Annotated in this window: 14 protein-coding genes; 8 read left to right on the forward strand and 6 right to left on the reverse strand. The window is 57.1% G+C overall.

The window, feature by feature from the left end; translation table 11 throughout:
- Window positions 1–179: 179 nt before the first annotated feature.
- The gene (locus ACL2XP_RS10915) at window positions 180–1,274 is read right to left on the reverse strand and encodes a GGDEF domain-containing protein (protein ID WP_413730237.1); all 1,095 of its coding nucleotides are present in this window, start codon (window positions 1,272–1,274) and stop codon (window positions 180–182) included.
- A gap of 1,215 nt (window positions 1,275–2,489) precedes the next feature.
- Window positions 2,490–3,389, reverse strand: a complete 900-nt coding sequence (locus ACL2XP_RS10920; RefSeq protein ID WP_413738551.1) for an AEC family transporter — start codon at window positions 3,387–3,389, stop codon at window positions 2,490–2,492.
- Window positions 3,390–3,562: 173 nt separating this feature from the next.
- Here ACL2XP_RS10920 and ACL2XP_RS10925 point away from each other — a divergent pair, with 173 nt between their 5' ends.
- From ACL2XP_RS10925 to ACL2XP_RS10960, 8 genes are all read left to right on the forward strand, one after another.
- The gene (locus ACL2XP_RS10925; protein WP_413738552.1) at window positions 3,563–4,483 is read left to right on the forward strand and encodes a LysR family transcriptional regulator; all 921 of its coding nucleotides are present in this window, start codon (window positions 3,563–3,565) and stop codon (window positions 4,481–4,483) included.
- Between the two features lie 121 nt (window positions 4,484–4,604).
- The gene (locus ACL2XP_RS10930; RefSeq protein ID WP_413738553.1) at window positions 4,605–5,528 is read left to right on the forward strand and encodes an N-carbamoyl-D-amino-acid hydrolase; all 924 of its coding nucleotides are present in this window, start codon (window positions 4,605–4,607) and stop codon (window positions 5,526–5,528) included.
- A gap of 17 nt (window positions 5,529–5,545) precedes the next feature.
- The gene (locus ACL2XP_RS10935; protein ID WP_413738554.1) at window positions 5,546–6,400 is read left to right on the forward strand and encodes a D-amino-acid transaminase; all 855 of its coding nucleotides are present in this window, start codon (window positions 5,546–5,548) and stop codon (window positions 6,398–6,400) included.
- 114 nt (window positions 6,401–6,514) lie between these two features.
- Window positions 6,515–8,113, forward strand: coding sequence for an ABC transporter substrate-binding protein (locus tag ACL2XP_RS10940; RefSeq protein ID WP_413738555.1), 1,599 nt, complete (start codon window positions 6,515–6,517; stop codon window positions 8,111–8,113).
- 32 nt (window positions 8,114–8,145) lie between these two features.
- Window positions 8,146–9,087: an ABC transporter permease gene (locus ACL2XP_RS10945; RefSeq protein ID WP_413738556.1), complete on the forward strand. Its 942-nt coding sequence runs from the start codon at window positions 8,146–8,148 to the stop codon at window positions 9,085–9,087.
- 10 nt (window positions 9,088–9,097) lie between these two features.
- The gene (locus ACL2XP_RS10950; RefSeq protein ID WP_413730244.1) at window positions 9,098–9,973 is read left to right on the forward strand and encodes an ABC transporter permease; all 876 of its coding nucleotides are present in this window, start codon (window positions 9,098–9,100) and stop codon (window positions 9,971–9,973) included.
- On the forward strand, window positions 9,970–11,625 hold the full coding sequence (locus tag ACL2XP_RS10955; protein ID WP_413730245.1) for an ABC transporter ATP-binding protein: 1,656 nt from the start codon (window positions 9,970–9,972) through the stop codon (window positions 11,623–11,625). Before ACL2XP_RS10950 ends, ACL2XP_RS10955 begins: the two co-directional genes overlap by 4 nt.
- Window positions 11,615–13,057 carry an N-acyl-D-amino-acid deacylase family protein gene (locus ACL2XP_RS10960; RefSeq protein WP_413730246.1) on the forward strand — a complete coding sequence of 481 codons (1,443 nt, stop codon included), beginning with the start codon at window positions 11,615–11,617 and terminating at the stop codon, window positions 13,055–13,057. Before ACL2XP_RS10955 ends, ACL2XP_RS10960 begins: the two co-directional genes overlap by 11 nt.
- A gap of 23 nt (window positions 13,058–13,080) precedes the next feature.
- Here ACL2XP_RS10960 and ACL2XP_RS10965 read toward each other — a convergent pair whose 3' ends face one another.
- The 4 genes from ACL2XP_RS10965 to ACL2XP_RS10980 all read right to left on the reverse strand — a co-directional run bounded on the left by ACL2XP_RS10965 (window position 13,081) and on the right by ACL2XP_RS10980 (window position 16,554).
- A complete protein-coding gene (locus tag ACL2XP_RS10965) occupies window positions 13,081–13,353 on the reverse strand; it encodes a helix-turn-helix domain-containing protein (RefSeq protein WP_413733200.1) in 273 nt (90 codons plus the stop codon).
- Window positions 13,354–13,756: 403 nt separating this feature from the next.
- Window positions 13,757–14,977 carry a glycine hydroxymethyltransferase gene (locus ACL2XP_RS10970; RefSeq protein ID WP_413730248.1) on the reverse strand — a complete coding sequence of 407 codons (1,221 nt, stop codon included), beginning with the start codon at window positions 14,975–14,977 and terminating at the stop codon, window positions 13,757–13,759.
- 134 nt (window positions 14,978–15,111) lie between these two features.
- Window positions 15,112–15,804, reverse strand: a complete 693-nt coding sequence (locus ACL2XP_RS10975; protein WP_413730249.1) for an amino acid ABC transporter permease — start codon at window positions 15,802–15,804, stop codon at window positions 15,112–15,114.
- 3 nt (window positions 15,805–15,807) lie between these two features.
- Window positions 15,808–16,554, reverse strand: coding sequence for an amino acid ABC transporter permease (locus ACL2XP_RS10980; protein ID WP_413730250.1), 747 nt, complete (start codon window positions 16,552–16,554; stop codon window positions 15,808–15,810).
- Window positions 16,555–16,574: the final 20 nt, after the last annotated feature.

Consider the following 16,574-nt stretch of genomic DNA (forward strand, 5'->3'; position numbering starts at 1 on the left):
CACTGCTTGCCAGAAGAACCATGGCCCTTTCACTTCACAGTCTCTCGCTGATCCCCGTTCATGCTGCTGCAGCGACTGATTTTTTAAAAATGTAAATAGAATGATCCATATCACCATAGGCTTTAAATTTTCACGGCTGACTTTAATCAGGAAAATATAAGTGTAAATAGCATTTTCAGTTATTTATGCAAAAAATCTGAAGCCGCAGTTAAGAAATCGTTCATTACGACAGTGTTTTTACCTTGCTTTTTGGCTTTATAAAGGGCCAGATCGGCCTGATGTATACTCTTCATAAGATCTTTATCGGCATAATGCATGCTCACCCCGATAGAAACAGTGATATTGAATGGCTGTTGTGAATTTCCCAGAAACAGCGTTTTTGAAACTGCTTGCCTGATACGCTGGCAAACCAACAGCACCGCAGCGGGATCCTGATTTTGGATGAACATGATAAACTCCTCACCCCCGTAACGGCCGACAAAATCCTTAGCTCGCGTTGTACCTCTAAAAACATCAGCTATTTCATAGAGTAATTGATCGCCGACAAGATGCCCATAACGATCATTGACAAGCTTGAAATCATCCAGATCAATCAATACCACCCCGAATGAGTTTTTCTTTAGAGCGAGTCGGACAATTTCTTGATCAACCCGTTTGCGGTTATTTAAATTAGTGACGCTGTCAATCATGGCGAAATCCTTAATCATTATATTGTCTTTAATATAGGATTTCTGAGCCATCAGTGCATAATATATGATCAGAAAACAAAAACACTCCAAAAGTGTAGAAACTATCAGAGAGTTTATATCATGCGGTGAGTTATTAATAAAATGAAACGTAATAGTGTTGTAGAGTAGAATGATAAACACAATAAACAGAGGTATTCTCGATGATGTGCTACGCCATATTTTAAAGGGAAAAAGGGTTAGTGGGACGAGGCCCATAATCATCTTTTCATAAAGGTCTCCATCAATATTAATGATACCTATTGCCAGGGATATTAAACCACTGACCCAGCCGCCAATTATTATTGTTAAAATTACGGGTAAACCAGTGAAACTAAAAACGGGGAAACCTGTTGTCAAAACCCCATGTTGTTGTTGAATGCTCAAGGTAATAAGTCCGCCGACAACACCAAATATAACACGCTTGCTGTAGGATGCATCAAATGAAAAGGCTTCATTGCGGCTAAGTAAAAAAATGCTTGCAGAAAAAGTTGCAAAAATGATGCAAATGTTAACATAAACACTCAGACTCAATGCAACAATTCCCATAACTGTGCACCCTAGCTTAAATAATAACAATCTTGCAATATTTTATATATTGCATCAAATGAAGCTCACCAGTTATATATTTTATTCTAAATCTTAATACTTCGTCGATATTCCTTTATGAACGACTTAACCTTACCAAGGCGACACAAAGCCTAACTTCAAATTAAACGCCCTTAGCATTTATTATTCTAATCGTTTATATCGATCGTAAAAACCTTATTGATAGATAAAACCTATCAATATTTGAGTAACTATTGTTATTAACGATCGATTCCTCTATTATGATGAATTAATGATCAGCAGTTGATTGATAATTAATCTATAGATGAATTATCATGAAAGTTTCAATTTATATCGTCAGAAGTATTTCATGAAGGCATTAGTAAACTATTCTGCAATGTAATAGAAAATAGTTTATGGGAAATAAAAACAAACCTGAAATTGAAAATTAACGGCTGATCTATTTAAAAAAAGGCATAAATGATGAAGTGAAAATGTTACTTTGTGCAAATTTTTATTTATCACATCGAAATGATGATTTCTATTTCATTACGTATCACAAAAATGATTTATATTTATTGCTCTCCTGGGAAATATCTACATAAGAAAACCTTATCATCATAAGCGAGAATGGGTGTATAGATCTATGCGGTCAACACCGCATGTGAGACCATAAAAACGGCATTAAATAATCACCCTCTTTTTCCTACAAACATTCTGTTAATTATTTTATGTCAAACGTTATTTGAAATTTTTTTTTTAGAAAAGCGAAGCCTAAATCGATATAAGTCAGTGATAGCGCGGCGCTGCGGCTCGAATGCGTCTTTTGCAGCAAGCATGTTCAAGAAATGCATTAGTCAATCACAGGAAAGGATTGTTTTATAGCGACTTGTTTTCTTGGATTAAACAGGTTGTTATGGCACAACTGCTGATCTTGAAACGGCGACTGTTACCGTCGGCAATGCGGCATATAGATCTGTGGCACTTGCTGCTTCCTGCAGCGCTTTATTCCCTTAGGCAACTAACAGCATTGTACAAGTGGATGCTAGCGCAGATCCTGCCGGAGCCGCGCGTTATGCTGGCGACGGCACAGGCGCTCTGGCAGGACGACTTGCTCGACCGGTGGTGGTCTTTCTGCGGCCGCCAGCCTTGGTGCAACCTGCTTCAACCCCTTCGGGCGCCGGCGTTTTGTTACCCCGCGTTACGCCCGGCGGATTACAGCAGGCTATCAACCCACATCCACAGCGGCAGGGTGACGGCCGATAAGAGTGTTGAAAGACAAATGGCCGAGCTGGTTACCTGGGTGTCTTCCAGCGAGCGCGAAAACCCCAGCACATTGACGCCGGAGGGATTGGCGGCCATCAGTACCAGCACCCGGCGCGGCATACCGCCGATATCCAGCAGCATGCACGTCAGCAAAACCAGCAGCGGCATGGCGACAAGCTTGGCGGCGGTAATGCCGAGGGCAGACCCGCCGGGGCGCAGGCGAAAGCCCGCCAGGTTGGCGCCCAGCGCGATCAGCGCGCAGGGTAACGCCGCCTGGGCCAGCCAGGTCGTTAATTGCGTGGTCCAGACCGGCAGCGCCACATTCGACAGATTGACCGCCGTGCCCAGCAGCAGGCCGACAATCATCGGATTGGCGAGGCTGCTCACCAGCGGGCCGGGTTTGAACGGCTCGCTGCCGGCGAAACTGTCATACAGGCTTTGGAAGCTGAACAGCAGCAGGCTGTGCACGGCGAGTACGGTGAACAGCAGCACTAGCCCGTCGTTGCCGAACAGGCCCGAGACCATCGCCACGCCGATCAGGGCGTTATTGGAAAAGGAGGCGGTCAGTCCAAAGGGCGTTGGGTGGCCGAGGCGGCGATGGGCGAGCAGGTTGACCAGGGCGAAAACCATCAGTGCCGGAACAAAATACGCCGCCAGGATCGTGGTGTTCAGGCCGTCGTGCAGCGGTGCGTTGACCATGCCGGTAAACAACACCATCGGCATGAACAGCTTGAAAGCCAGGCCGCCCAATGCCTTGATGGCGTGGGACTCGAGAACGCCCCGGCGCGCCTGGACATACCCCAGGATGATCAACAGCGAGATGGGCAGTATGGTTTGTGGAACGGCCACGGGTAAGGCTCCTGTAACAATGGGCGAAGGCTATTTTTACTGGCTAATCCCTTCGCTGTCAGCGCGATTTTCAGGCAATTGGGTGTATTGGCATACTAATTGCTATCTTCCTATAACCTGATGTTATGCGTTGTCCCCGGCGCGAAAGCTAAAATTCCACAGAGGTACGTTGCATGCAGCCGCTCAACTTGCGCCAGATCGAAGTCTTTCGCGCTGTCATGATCACCGGTTCCATCAATGGCGCCGCGCAACTGCTGTTTGTTTCCCAGCCGGCGGTTAGCCGGATGCTCTCGCACACCGAGGCGCGTATCGGCTTCCAGCTGTTCGAGCGCGTCAAGGGACGGCTATATCCCTCGCCGGAGGCGCGTAGCCTGTTCAACGATGTTGAATCGGTGTATCGCGATATCCTGCGGGTCAATACCACGCTGCACAATCTGGTCCAGCAGCGTCACGGCGTGCTGCGCGTCGCCAGCAGCCCCAGCCTGGGGCATCAACTGGTGCCGGACGCCATTGCTGCTTTCCGGCAGTGCAACGAGGATATTCGCATCAGCCTGGAATGCCTGCGACATGTCCTGCTGCGCGACCGGCTGCTTGACCGGCAGGCGGATCTGGGTATTTCCCTGTTCCCCATCGATCATCCCAACCTGCGCGCGGTGCCGCTGAGCTATATCCGGGTTATGGTGGTGTGCCCGCTGGATCATCCGCTGACCCGGGTTCAGGCCGACGAGTTGCCCCAGGCGCTGGCGGATGCGGCGTTCATCGGCTATACCGCCGATACGCCGTTCTACAGCTTCATGAAGATGGCCTTCGAACATGTGGGCTTGCCATACCGGCCAAGCATCGATGTCGACTCGCCCCACCACGCGTGCGCGCTGGTCAAAAACGGCAGTGGTTTTTCCGTGGTCGATGAAATTTCCTTCCGCGCCTCGGGAGAGGGGCGGATGGCGGTATTGCCCCTCCTCAGCGAAGAACGCCTGACCATCAGCCTGGTGCACCTGCGGCGCGAGCCTTTGGCGCAGTTTGCCCAGGTGTTTGTCGAGCAATTGCGCAACACGCTCGGCGGCAGCGGTTTTCACCTGTTCAATATGGATTAACCTCAGGTTAACCAAGGCCGACATATTGGCATACGACATCCTTACCTGAAGTTCCCACAATGACCCTAAGTAACGCAAAAGGTTTGCCGGCATCGGGTCGGTCTTGTGGGAGGAAAACGGCATGCGCGAAATCGTCATCGGCGGCGCCCAGTTGGGGGCTATTCAAAAAAGCGATTTAAGGGAAACGGTGGTCCGGCGTATGCTGGCGCTATTGGAACAGGCCCGGCAGCAGGGATGTGAACTGGTGGTCTTCCCGGAGCTGGCCCTGACCACGTTCTTTCCCCGCTGGTATATGGAAGATCAGCGCGAGGTGGATACCTGGTTCGAACGGGAGATGCCCAACGAGGCGACCCGCCCGCTGTTCGATTTCGCGCGTGAGCACGGCATCGCCATCACCTTCGGCTACGCCGAGTTGACCCCTGAGGGGCATCATTACAACACCTCCATCTTAACCGACCGCCAGGGCAGCATCATCGGCAAATACCGCAAGGTACATCTGCCCGGACACGTCGAGTTCGATACCGGCCGCGACTTCCAGCACCTGGAGAAACGCTACTTCGAACCCGGCGACCTGGGTTTCCCCACATGGGAGGATCGGGAAACCGTGATTGGCATGTGCATTTGCAACGACCGCCGCTGGCCGGAAACCTATCGTGTCATGGGACTGCAGGGCGTGGAACTGGTCACGCTGGGCTATAACACGCCGTCAATCAACTCGCAAAAACCCGGTGAAGGCGAACAGCAGCGGCTGTTCCATTCCGAATTGTGCATGCAGGCCGGCGCTTATCAAAACGCCACCTGGGTGGTCGGCGTGGCCAAGGCCGGGGTCGAGGACGGCTTCCCGCTGATGGGCGGCAGCGTAATCATCGATCCCAACGGTTTTGTGGTCGCCAGGGCTAAAGGGCAGGACGACGAGCTTATCGTCCACCGCTGCGATATGGATTTGTGCAATTTCGGCAAGACCACCATCTTCGATTTCGCCCGCCACCGGCGTATCGAGCATTACGGCATCATTACCCGCCAAACCGGCGTCCAGCGCCCCTGACCAGGAGACGACAGTCCATGCGCACCGTTTATCTCAACGGAGAGTTTATTGCCGAGAATGATGCGAAGATTTCCATCTTCGATCGCGGCTTTATGTTCGCCGACGGCATTTACGAGGTGACCGCCGTATTGGGCGGCAAGCTGGTGGATGCCAAGGCGCATTTGGCCCGCCTGCGCCGCTCGCTGGCGGAGCTGGCTTTGGTCCTGCCGCTTGACGACGATAAGCTGCTGGCGGTCCACCGGCAGCTTATCGCGCGCAATGCGCTGTGCGAAGGCTTGGTGTATATGCAGGTCAGCCGTGGCGCCGCAGACCGCGACTTTTTATATCCGCCCGCGGACACGCCGTTGACGGTGGCGCTTTTCACCCAGGCCAAGGCGGTGCTCGACAGTCCGCTGGCAAAACGCGGCATGAATATCATCGGTCTGCCGGATATGCGCTGGGGGCGCAGCGATGTCAAAACCACGCAACTTCTCTACGCCTGCATGGCCAAGGAACAGGCAAAAGCCCAGGGCGCCGACGACGCCTGGCTGGTGAAGGATGGACGGGTGACCGAAGGTACCTCCAATAATGCGTTTATCATCACCCGCGACGGCGCGGTGGTGACCCGCGAGCTTTCCCGCGCGCTGTTGCCCGGCATCACGCGCGGCGCGCTGCTCGTCCTGGTGAAAGAACACGGCCTGCAACGCGAAGAGCGCGCCTTCAGCCTGGAGGAAGCAAAGAATGCCGCTGAAGCCTTCGTGACCTCCTCCACATCGTTTATTTATCCGGTGGTGACCCTGGACGGCCAGCCCATCGGCGACGGCACGCCGGGGCCGTTAACCCGCCGACTGCGCCAGCTATATATCGGCCATGCGCTGGCGGGGAGCGTCTGAGCGCCGGGAATGGCGTCGCCGGGCGCGCCAAAGTGCCCGGTCTGGTCTAACTACGTCGCGCCGCAGGGCAAGAGCGCCGACACCGAACGTTGCCATTTTTGAGGAGTATTGAGAATGAAAGTACGTCCGTCCCGTTCCCTGGTTACCCGCCTGTTGCTGCCTATCGGCCTGATTGCCGCCATGAACACGCCGTACGCCCTGGGCGCGGAGAAAACCCTGCACGCGGTAATGTCGTCATCCCTGCGTGTTTTGGATCCTATCGCAACCACCGCGCAGATCACCCGAAACCATGGCTTCATGATTTACGATACCCTGATTGGCATGGACGAAAACTTTGTGCCCAAGCCGCAAATGGCCGACTGGACCGTCTCGCCCGACGGCCTGACCTACACCTTTACCCTGCGCGACGGCCTGCTGTGGCATGACGGCAAACCGGTGACCGCCGCCGATTGCGTCGCTTCCCTCAAGCGCTGGGCACGGTTCGATGTCGGCGGTCAACTGATGATGAAGTACACCGCGGGTATCACCGCCACCAACGACAAAACCATTACCCTGACGCTGGCCAAACCCTTCGGCTACGTCCTGCAACTGCTGGCCAAGCCTTCATCGGTGGCGGCATTCATGATGCCGGAGCGGGTCGCCGATACGCCTGACGGCAAGACTATCACCGACTATACCGGTTCCGGCCCCTATAAATTCGTCGCCGGCGAATTCGACCCCGGCAACCGGGTGGTCTACGAAAAATTCAAAGAATACATTCCGCGCAAGGAGCCTGCCAGCGGCACTGCCGGCGGCAAGGTGGTTAAGGTTGATCGCGTCGAATGGATCAATATGCCCGACCGCATGACCGCGATCAACGCACTGTCTTCCGGTGATATCGACTTTATCGAGCAGGTGCCCATTGACCTGTTGCCGATGATCCAGGCCGACAATCATCTCAAGTCCGGCGTCCTGAGCAAACTGGGATTGATGACCGGCGGGCGGATGAACTTCCTTTATCCTCCGTTCAACAATCCCGACATTCGCCGCGCCGCGCTGCTGGCGATGAACCAGAAGGATGTACTTGATGCATTGGTTGGCAACCCGAAGTACTTCAGACTGTGCGCGTCGGTCTTCGGCTGTGGCACGGCGCTGGACAGTCAGGCGGGCGGCGAGTCGCTGACCCGCGGCGGCGACCTGAACGCCGCCAGGGCGCTGTTGAAAAAAGCCGGCTATGACGGCACGCCGGTGGTTATCATGCAGCCGACCGACGTCCCGAGCCAGGCGCCGCAGCCGGTAGTGGCGGCTCAGGCCCTGCGCAATGCGGGGTTCAACGTAGAGCTGCAGCCGATGGACTGGCAGACCCTGGTATCGCGCCGCGCCAACCAGAACCCGCCGGCGCAGGGTGGCTGGAATCTGTTCTTTACCTATTGGAACGCGGAAACCATCTGGAACCCGGTGGTCAACCCCATGCTCGATGGCGGTGGCCGGCAGGGAGCCTGGTTCGGCTGGCCGACCGACCCGCAGATGAATGAACTGCGGGTGAATTTCGCCACCGCCACCGATCCCGCCAAGCAGAAAGAGATTGCGGTCGAAATCCAAAGGCGTGCGATGGACCAGGTCAGCTATATCCCGCTGGGTCAGTATTACGACGTGGCGGCCTGGAACAGCCATATCAGCCACTTGATGACCGGGCCGTCCACCGTGTTCTGGAACGTCGAGAAAAGCGACTGATTAGCGGATAATTATTGCCTTCGGAGGCTTCGATGATGGGTTACTTCATTCGCCGCGTACTGGCGGCTATCCCGGTGATGCTGGTGGTGGCGCTGTTTGTCTTCCTGCTGCTGCGGCTGTCGCCGGGCGATCCGGCGGCGATTATTGCCGGCGATATGGCAACTCCGCAGCAACTGGCGGCCATCCGCGAAAGCCTGGGCCTGAATGAGCCGCTGTACCGGCAGTTTTTCGTCTGGGTCTGGCAACTGCTGCAGGGGGATTTCAGCACCTCCCTGATGGCCCACACGCCGGTACTGGGCATGATCGGCCAGCGCCTGGAGCCGACCCTGAGCCTGGCGCTGACGGCGATTGCTTTCACTATCCTTATCTCGGTACCGCTGGGGTTACTGGCGGCCTGGAAACACGGTAGCTGGATAGACAATCTGGTGATGTCGACGTCGGTACTGGGATTCTCGATACCGGTGTTCGTCATAGGTTATGTGCTGATTACCGTATTCGGCATCGAACTGAAGTGGTTGCCGGTACAGGGTTTTCGCAGCATCACCGGGGGAGTCTGGCCGTTTGCCCAGCGTATTGTATTACCGGCATTGACCTTATCGTCGGTCTACATCGCGCTGGTGGCGCGGATGACGCGGGCCAGCGTGCTTGAAGTGCTGGGCGAAGACTACATCCGTACCGCCCGCGCCAAGGGCCTGGCCGAAATCCACGTGCTGTTTAGGCATGCGCTGCGCAATGCCTCCATCCCGATCCTGACGGTTATTGGCGCCGGTTTCGCGCTGATGATTTCCGGGGTGGTGGTCACCGAAAGCGTATTCAACATCCCGGGTCTGGGGCGCTTGATTGTCGACGCCGTGCTGGCCCGGGACTATCCGGTTATTCAGGGCATGATCCTGTTGACCAGCGGGGTATATGTCATCATCAATTTGCTGATCGACTTGTCGTACGCGCTCAGCGATCCGCGCATTCGCTACTGAGGGCATCGCCATGAGTAAACCGGATCTCCTGACCTTGCCGGCCCCCCGGTATCGTTGGTTAACACTGCCGCGTCTGCCGCTGACATCGATTATCGCATTGATCTGCCTGATGCTGATTGTGTCCATGGCGGTGTTCGCGCCCTGGATTGCCAATCACGATCCCATTGCCCTATCTCCGGCGCTTCGGCTCAGGCCAGCCGGCGCCGAATTCTGGCTCGGTACCGATGCTTATGGCCGCGATCTGTTTTCGCGTATTGTCTATGGCGCGCGCATCTCGCTGATGGTGGGACTGGGCGTGACCGTGCTGAGCGTGCTGATTGGCTTGCCGCTGGGTCTGCTGGCCGGTTATTTCCGGCGCCTGGACGCCGTGCTGATGCGGGTGATGGACGGTCTGATGGCGATCCCCGGCATCCTGCTGGCCATTGCTATCGTCTCGCTAAGCAGCGCCGGCATATGGACGGTGATGATAGCCATCATGGTGCCGGAGATCCCGCAGGTGGTGCGCCTGGTGCGCTCGCGGGTGCTGTCGATCCGTGAGGAGCCGTATGTGGAGGCCGCGGTGCTGATGGGCACGCCGGCCTTCAGGATCCTGATCCGGCACCTGATGCCCGGCACTCTGGCGCCGCTGATTGTGCAGGGCACCTATATATGCGCGTCGGCGATCCTGACCGAAGCGATCCTGTCGTTTCTCGGCGCCGGCATCGGCACCGAGACGCCGACCTGGGGGAACATTATTTCCGAAGGCCGCCTGTACTTCCAGCTCAAGCCTTCGCTGGTGCTGTGGGCGGGCCTGGCGCTGTCGCTGTGTATTTTATCGATCAACTTGTTGGGCGACACGGTGAGCGATGCCCTCGACCCACGCATGAACAAAAGGGGCGGCGCATGAGTGAACGGCAAAACGACACCCTGCGGGTAGAGCATTTGTGTGTTGATACCGCGCAGGGCATTCCTGTGCTGCAGGATATCTCATTCGGTATCCGTGCCGGGGAGACGCTGTGCCTGGTGGGTGAAAGCGGTTCGGGCAAGTCGGTAACGTCGCTGGCCACCCTGGGTCTGCTGCCCCAAGGCGCGCTCAGGGTGATGGGCGGGCAAGTGCTGCTGGACGGCGAAGATGTCCTGCGGGTCGGCAACCGGCGGCTTAAGGCGCTGCGCGGCAGCCGCATGGCGATGATTTTCCAGGAGCCCATGACCGCGCTCAACCCGGTGCTTACGGTGGGACGCCAGATCGACGAAGTGCTGCAGACCCATACTGATTTAAGCGCCTCGCAGCGCCGTACGCAGGTTATCAGCGCGCTGGCGCAGGTGCATCTGCCGGATATCGAACGGGTTTATGATGCTTATCCGCATCAACTCAGCGGCGGCCAGCGCCAACGCATCATGATAGCGATGGCGCTGGTGCTCGAGCCGCGCCTGCTGATCGCCGATGAGCCGACCACCGCGCTGGACGTGACGACCCAACAACAGATTCTTAAACTGATCCGCGAGCTGCAGCAAAAACACGGTACCGCGGTGCTGTTTATCACCCACGATATGGGGGTGGTGGTGGATATCGCCGACCGCGTCTGCGTCATGCGCCAGGGACGTATCGTGGAATCCGGCACGGTAGAGCAGGTACTGTCGCAACCGCGCGAGGATTACACCAAAGCCCTGCTGGCGGCGGTCCCAGGCTTGGTGCCGCGGCCCGCGCGCGGTGAGCTGCACAGGACGCAGGTGGTGCTTGACGTCATTGAACTGGGCAAAATCTATCCGGCCGCCGGCACGGCGCTAAGCTGGTTCGGTAATCGGCGCGAGGGTACGCGCGCGCTGGACGATGTGACCTTCACCCTTAAGCGCGGCCGGACGCTTGGGATCGTCGGCGAAAGCGGTTCCGGCAAGTCGACGATGGCGCGTTGCGTGATGCGTTTGCTGACGCCTACCAGCGGTGCGGTCCGGGTTACCGGCAATGATATTTCCGAACTCTCGACCGCCGGACTCAAACCTCACCGCAAAAGGATACAGATGATCTTCCAGGACCCCAATCGTTCGCTCAATCCGCGTATGAACATTGGCAAGAGCCTGGTGGAAGGACCGATGAATCACGGCGTGTCGTTCGCCCAGGCCTGGGCGAACGGCCAGCAGTTGCTTGAACTGGTTGGGCTGCCCGCCGACGCCATCGACCGTTATCCACATCAGTTTTCCGGCGGACAGCGGCAACGCATCGCCATCGCCCGCGCGCTGGCGATGGAGCCGGACGTGATCGTCGCCGACGAGGCGGTGTCCGCTCTGGATGTTTCGGTTCAGGCGCAGGTGCTGCAATTGCTTGGCGATATTCAACACCGTATGGGCGTCGCCATTTTGTTTATCACCCACGATTTGCGCGTGGCGGCGCAGTTATGCGACGACGTGCTGGTGATGCAACACGGCAAGGTTATCGAGTACGGACCGGCCTGCGATGTTCTGACCCGCCCGCGGCATCCCTATACTCAACAATTGATGGACGCGGTTCCCGGCAAGGGCTGGGATTTCGCCGCGGGCCGGAGGATCTCACATGGCGTTTGATTTATTGTTCCGTGCGGTCACCGTGGTTGATGGCACCGGCGCCGATCCGTATATCGCCGACGTCGCGACCCGTAGCGATCGGATAGCCGTTATCGGCAATCTTGCCGGACAGACTGCGCGACGGGTGATTGACGGTGCCGGGCGCTGCCTGATGCCGGGTTTTATCGACGTGCATACCCACGACGACATCCAGGTTATCCGCAGTCCGGACATGCTTGCCAAAATCTCCCAGGGCGTTACCACGGTGATCGTCGGCAACTGCGGCATCAGCGGCTCGCCGGTGACCTTGCCCGGCGCGCCGCCGGACCCGATGAACCTGCTGGGCGCGCAGGAGGTATTTGTTTACCCGACCTTCGGGGATTATGCCAACGCGGTTGAGCGCGCCGGCCCGAGCGTCAACGTGGCGGCGCTGATCGGCCACACCGCGCTGCGGGCCAACGTCATGGAGCAATTCGATCGACCGGCGACGGAGTGCGAATTGGAACACATGTGCGCGGCGCTGAAAGGCGCCCTCGACGATGGCGCCATCGGCCTCAGCTCCGGTCTGGCCTACACCAACGCCAAACAGGCGCCGGCGGCGGAAATGCAGCGCCTGGTAGACATTGTCGGCGCTTACGGCGCGCTGTACACCACGCATATGCGTAATGAACACGACGGTTTGCTGGACTCGCTGCAAGAGTCGTTCAGCACCGCCCGTAATGCCGGGGCGGACTTGGTGATATCACACCTCAAGTGCGCCGGCGCGGGCAACTGGGGCCGTGCGCCGCAGGCCCTGGCCGCGCTGGAAAAAGCCGCCGGCCAGCAGCCCTGCAACTGCGATTGCTATCCGTATGCGGCCAGCTCCACCACGCTTGACGCCTGGCGCGTCGACGGACAGATGGAGATCTATATCACCTGGTCGGAGCCGCACCCGGAAATGGCCAGGCAGCGGCTTGCAGAGATTGCCGCGTTGTGGGGTGTCGACCAATGGCAAGCCACAGAACGCCTGCGCCCGGCCGGGGCGATCTACAGCATGATGAGCGAAGACGACGTGCGCAAGATCCTGGCGCATCCGCTGTCAATGATTGGTTCCGACGGCTTGCCGAACGACCCTAATCCTCATCCGCGCCTCTGGGGCACCTTTCCCAGGGTGCTGGCACACTATTGCCGCGATCTGCGGCTGTTCGATGTGGCCGAGGCGGTGCGCAAGATGACGGGGCTGCCGGCCGCGCGCTTTCGCCTGCGGGATCGCGGCGTGGTGCGCGAAGGGGCGTTCGCCGATATAACCCTGGTGGACATGGAGCGGATCCAGGACGTCGCCACCTACGGTGACCCATGCCGGCAAGCGCCCGGGATCGATCTGGTGGTAGTCAATGGCGTGGCGGGTTACGAGGACGGGCAGGTACAAGAACGGCGGGGGCGGTTGTTGAAACGTCAGCCGGATAATGCATAGCGGCCATAGTTGAACGAAACTTGTCAATAAATCAAATCGGCATCTTTACCTTGGTTTTGATAAGACCGGCTGTTACGGTATTTCGAGGGAGTCATTCCCGTTTGTTGATTAAAAATAAAATAAAAATATTGGATGGTATTATAACTGCATAATTTGCAGATTTCGCTAATCGGGATTGCGGTGGTGGTGAGAAGTTCCTTGGCTTTCCTCAACCGCTCTTCCTGGATCACTTTGTGGATTGTCATGCCCAATTCGGTAATAAATTTCTTTTCAATATTTGATCTGGATGCTTGCAGTGAATCGAGTACATTTTCTACTTGACGGTAACGTACGTCTGGTCATCTCGCGGCGGGAATTATCCAAACCGCATTATTAAAATCATTTTCATGCCAATGGCAAAATACATAATCGCGATCGGTTTTTGCTGCAGGTGCATCGCCACTTCAGGAAATATTTTCCTCTCGACAGCCTGTGCCAACTGAACAGATCAACAGTTTCAGTGATACTGATAGGACGTTTGCCCCAAATAAGGAAATAAAGGTTCCCAGGCCACGAGAGGTCGGCGTTTGGCTGCTCCGCAGATAATGGCCGAAGCTGCGGTCTCCCACGCTAGCCTGCAGCCGTGGGGGAAAACCGGCCAGCGGCATTGGGATGCATTGCGCCACTGGCCGTATGGCCTGATGTCGAGCGTAAAGCGAGTTACCTCCCGGCTCGTATCCGCATACGATTATCGGCTGTCCGTTCCAACAGCGCGGCCAGGCGTTGCGCGATGCGGGCAAACCCGGTCTCATCAAGCTCCAGGGTGGTCATGAACTGGGTGCCGACGCGCAGGGCGAAATGACCGGCGGCGGCCGGATCGGCGCAGGTGCCCACCAGTATCCCCTGCTGTTCAAGCGCGGCAAGGGTCTGTTTGGCCGACAGCGCCGGGCTCATGGGGATCAGCAACTGATGGGTCGCGGTTTCATGGGGCTGCGCCGCCATCACCACGACGCCTGCCGCCCTGAGCGCCGCGGCCATGGCGGCGGTATTGCGGCAAATGCGGCGCGCGTAGTTCGCGCCGTTCTGTTTTGCCTGCTCCAGAGTCACCAGCAGGGACGGTAAACAGCCGGCATCGCCGTTGGCGATCATGCGATTTTCGATGACGCTGGCCAACAAAGCCCGATCGGCCAAATTGCCGCCGGCAATAATACTGTGCGGTCGGCCCGGCAGCGTCTTATACGTCGAACTGGTCATGATATCCACCCCCAGCGACAGGGGATTGGGAAACATCCCGCCGGCGATCAGCCCCAGTACATGGGACGCGTCAAAAATGGTTTTGGCGCCGACCCGCTGCGCGCTGTTTATCACCGGCGTTATATCGTCCGCCTTAAGCATGACCGAGCGTCCCAGCATCACCAGACGTGGTTTTCGGCGCAGGATCATCGCCGCCGCCGCCGCCGGGTCAAGACAAAGGTGATGTTCATCGTAGGGCAGATCCTCAACGTTAAGGCCCGCCAATTCGGGCGTTCCGCCTTTGCGCTGGCTTAAATGCCCGCCATGGGCGGCTGCGGGAGCCAGCAACAGATCGCCCGGTCTGGCGAACGCGTGGAAAACGGCGAGGTTGGCGGTAGTGCAGTTCGGCAGGCGCGTGTCCGCCCAGAGTGAACCGAACAGCCGGCTAATCTGATCGGCAACGGCCACTTCAAGCGCGGAGACCAGGCCGGTATCGGGCTGCTCCTTATCAAAACTGGGTCCCATGGCCGGATAGGCGCTTAATCCCGGGGAATAAGCCGCCATTGCCTCGGGACTGGGCAGGTTTGCGCCGGCATAGAGCACCACGCGCTCATGTTGCAGAACATTGAGGCGCTGGCCTGCAAGGGCTAACAGCGCTGCGTTGTTTCCCGCAGCGGACGGAACCGAAACAGTTGGTAATGGGGACATGTAAGCACCATGGTATAAGGAGAAAATAGCGCGCATGCTAACCGCGCGATCGGCCGGATAAAAGGTTGCCATTGATCTCCGGTTGGCCTGGGCGCAGCTCAGGCTACGGCAGATAAACCCGAGACGCATCAGTTCTAGCGAATAATGGCCACCCGTTTTTGCAGCATCCGCACCGAGTACGAGGCGGCAAACGACATCAGGAAATAGACCGCCGCGGCAAACAGATACATCTCCAGCAGGCGTCCGTCGCGCTGGGCAATCTTGGCCGCGGCGCCCAGGAAATCAGTAATCGACAGTACATAGACCAGCGAGGTGTCCTGGAATAAAATAATGGTCTGGGTCAGGAACAGCGGCAGCATATTGCGCATGGCCTGCGGCAGGATCACGTACAGCATGGTCTGCCGGCCGGTCATACCCAGCGCCTGCGAGGCGGAAGACTGCCCGCTGGGCAGCGACTGTATGCCCGAGCGGACAATCTCACAAAAATAGCTGGCTTCGAACAGGCTGAAGGTAATCACCGATGACCAGAACGGGTCCACCCGCACCGGCGAGGCGGCGCCGGTGACCGATTGCAGGAGATAGGGCACCAGAAAATAGAACCAGAAGATCACCAAAACCAGCGGCAGCGAGCGCATCAGGTTGACATAACAGGTCGCCAGAATAGACAAAAAACGCATGCCGGACAGCCTCATCAGCGCCAGCAAGGTGCCGAACACCAGACCGGCAAGGGTTGCGCACAGCGTCAGGCGCAGGGTAAAGCTCATCCCGGTCATAAACAGATACGGCAGGGTGCGGATAATAGTGTGATAGTCAAATCCCGTCAGCATCAATCAGCCCTTTTCCCGGCCGACGCCGGTTGCAAATCCGGGTAGCGCGGCTTTTTTCTCCACGCCGCGCATGAAAAAAACCACCGCCAGGTTGAGCAGCAGATAGAGCAGGGTCGCGCCGCTGAAGGCTTCAAACACCTGGAAGGTGTTTTCCTGCATGGCGCGGGCGCCGCCGGTCAATTCAATCAGCCCTATCGCCAGCGCCACCGAGGTGTTTTTGGTGCAGCTTAACAATTCGGACGTTACCGCCGGGGTCACCATGCGCATTGCCACCGGCAGCAGCACATAAGCATAGGTTTGCGCCAGGGTCAGCCCCAACGCCTGTCCCGCCATGCGCTGGCCTTTGGACAGGCTTTCCAGGCCGGCCCTGACCACTTCCGCCATACGGGCACCGTGATAGCATCCCAAACAGAGCGCCGCTGTATAAAACTGCGCGTTCGGTAATTGCTTCAACTGGTCGCCGAGCGCCGCCGGCAGCATTTCCGGAAAGACGAAATACCAAAGGAACATTTGCATCAGCAGGGGAATATTGCGGAATACCTCGACAAATGCGCTGCCGCAGCTATTTAACCACCGGTTCGGCGTATTGCGCGCCACGCCGGCAAGCGCCCCCAGGACCAGCGCGATAAAAAAGGCGCAGGCGGCGGTGGCCACCGTCCAGCCGAGGCCGATGACCAGCGTCTGCCACCAGGTATGGGCGCCGTCGGATGCGGTATCGAAAAAGACGGCCCAGTTCCAGTTATAGTTCATTTTGCCACTTGTCCTGCCGC

The organism is Sodalis sp. RH21 (assembly GCF_047324175.1).
Taxonomy (GTDB): domain Bacteria; phylum Pseudomonadota; class Gammaproteobacteria; order Enterobacterales; family Enterobacteriaceae; genus Acerihabitans.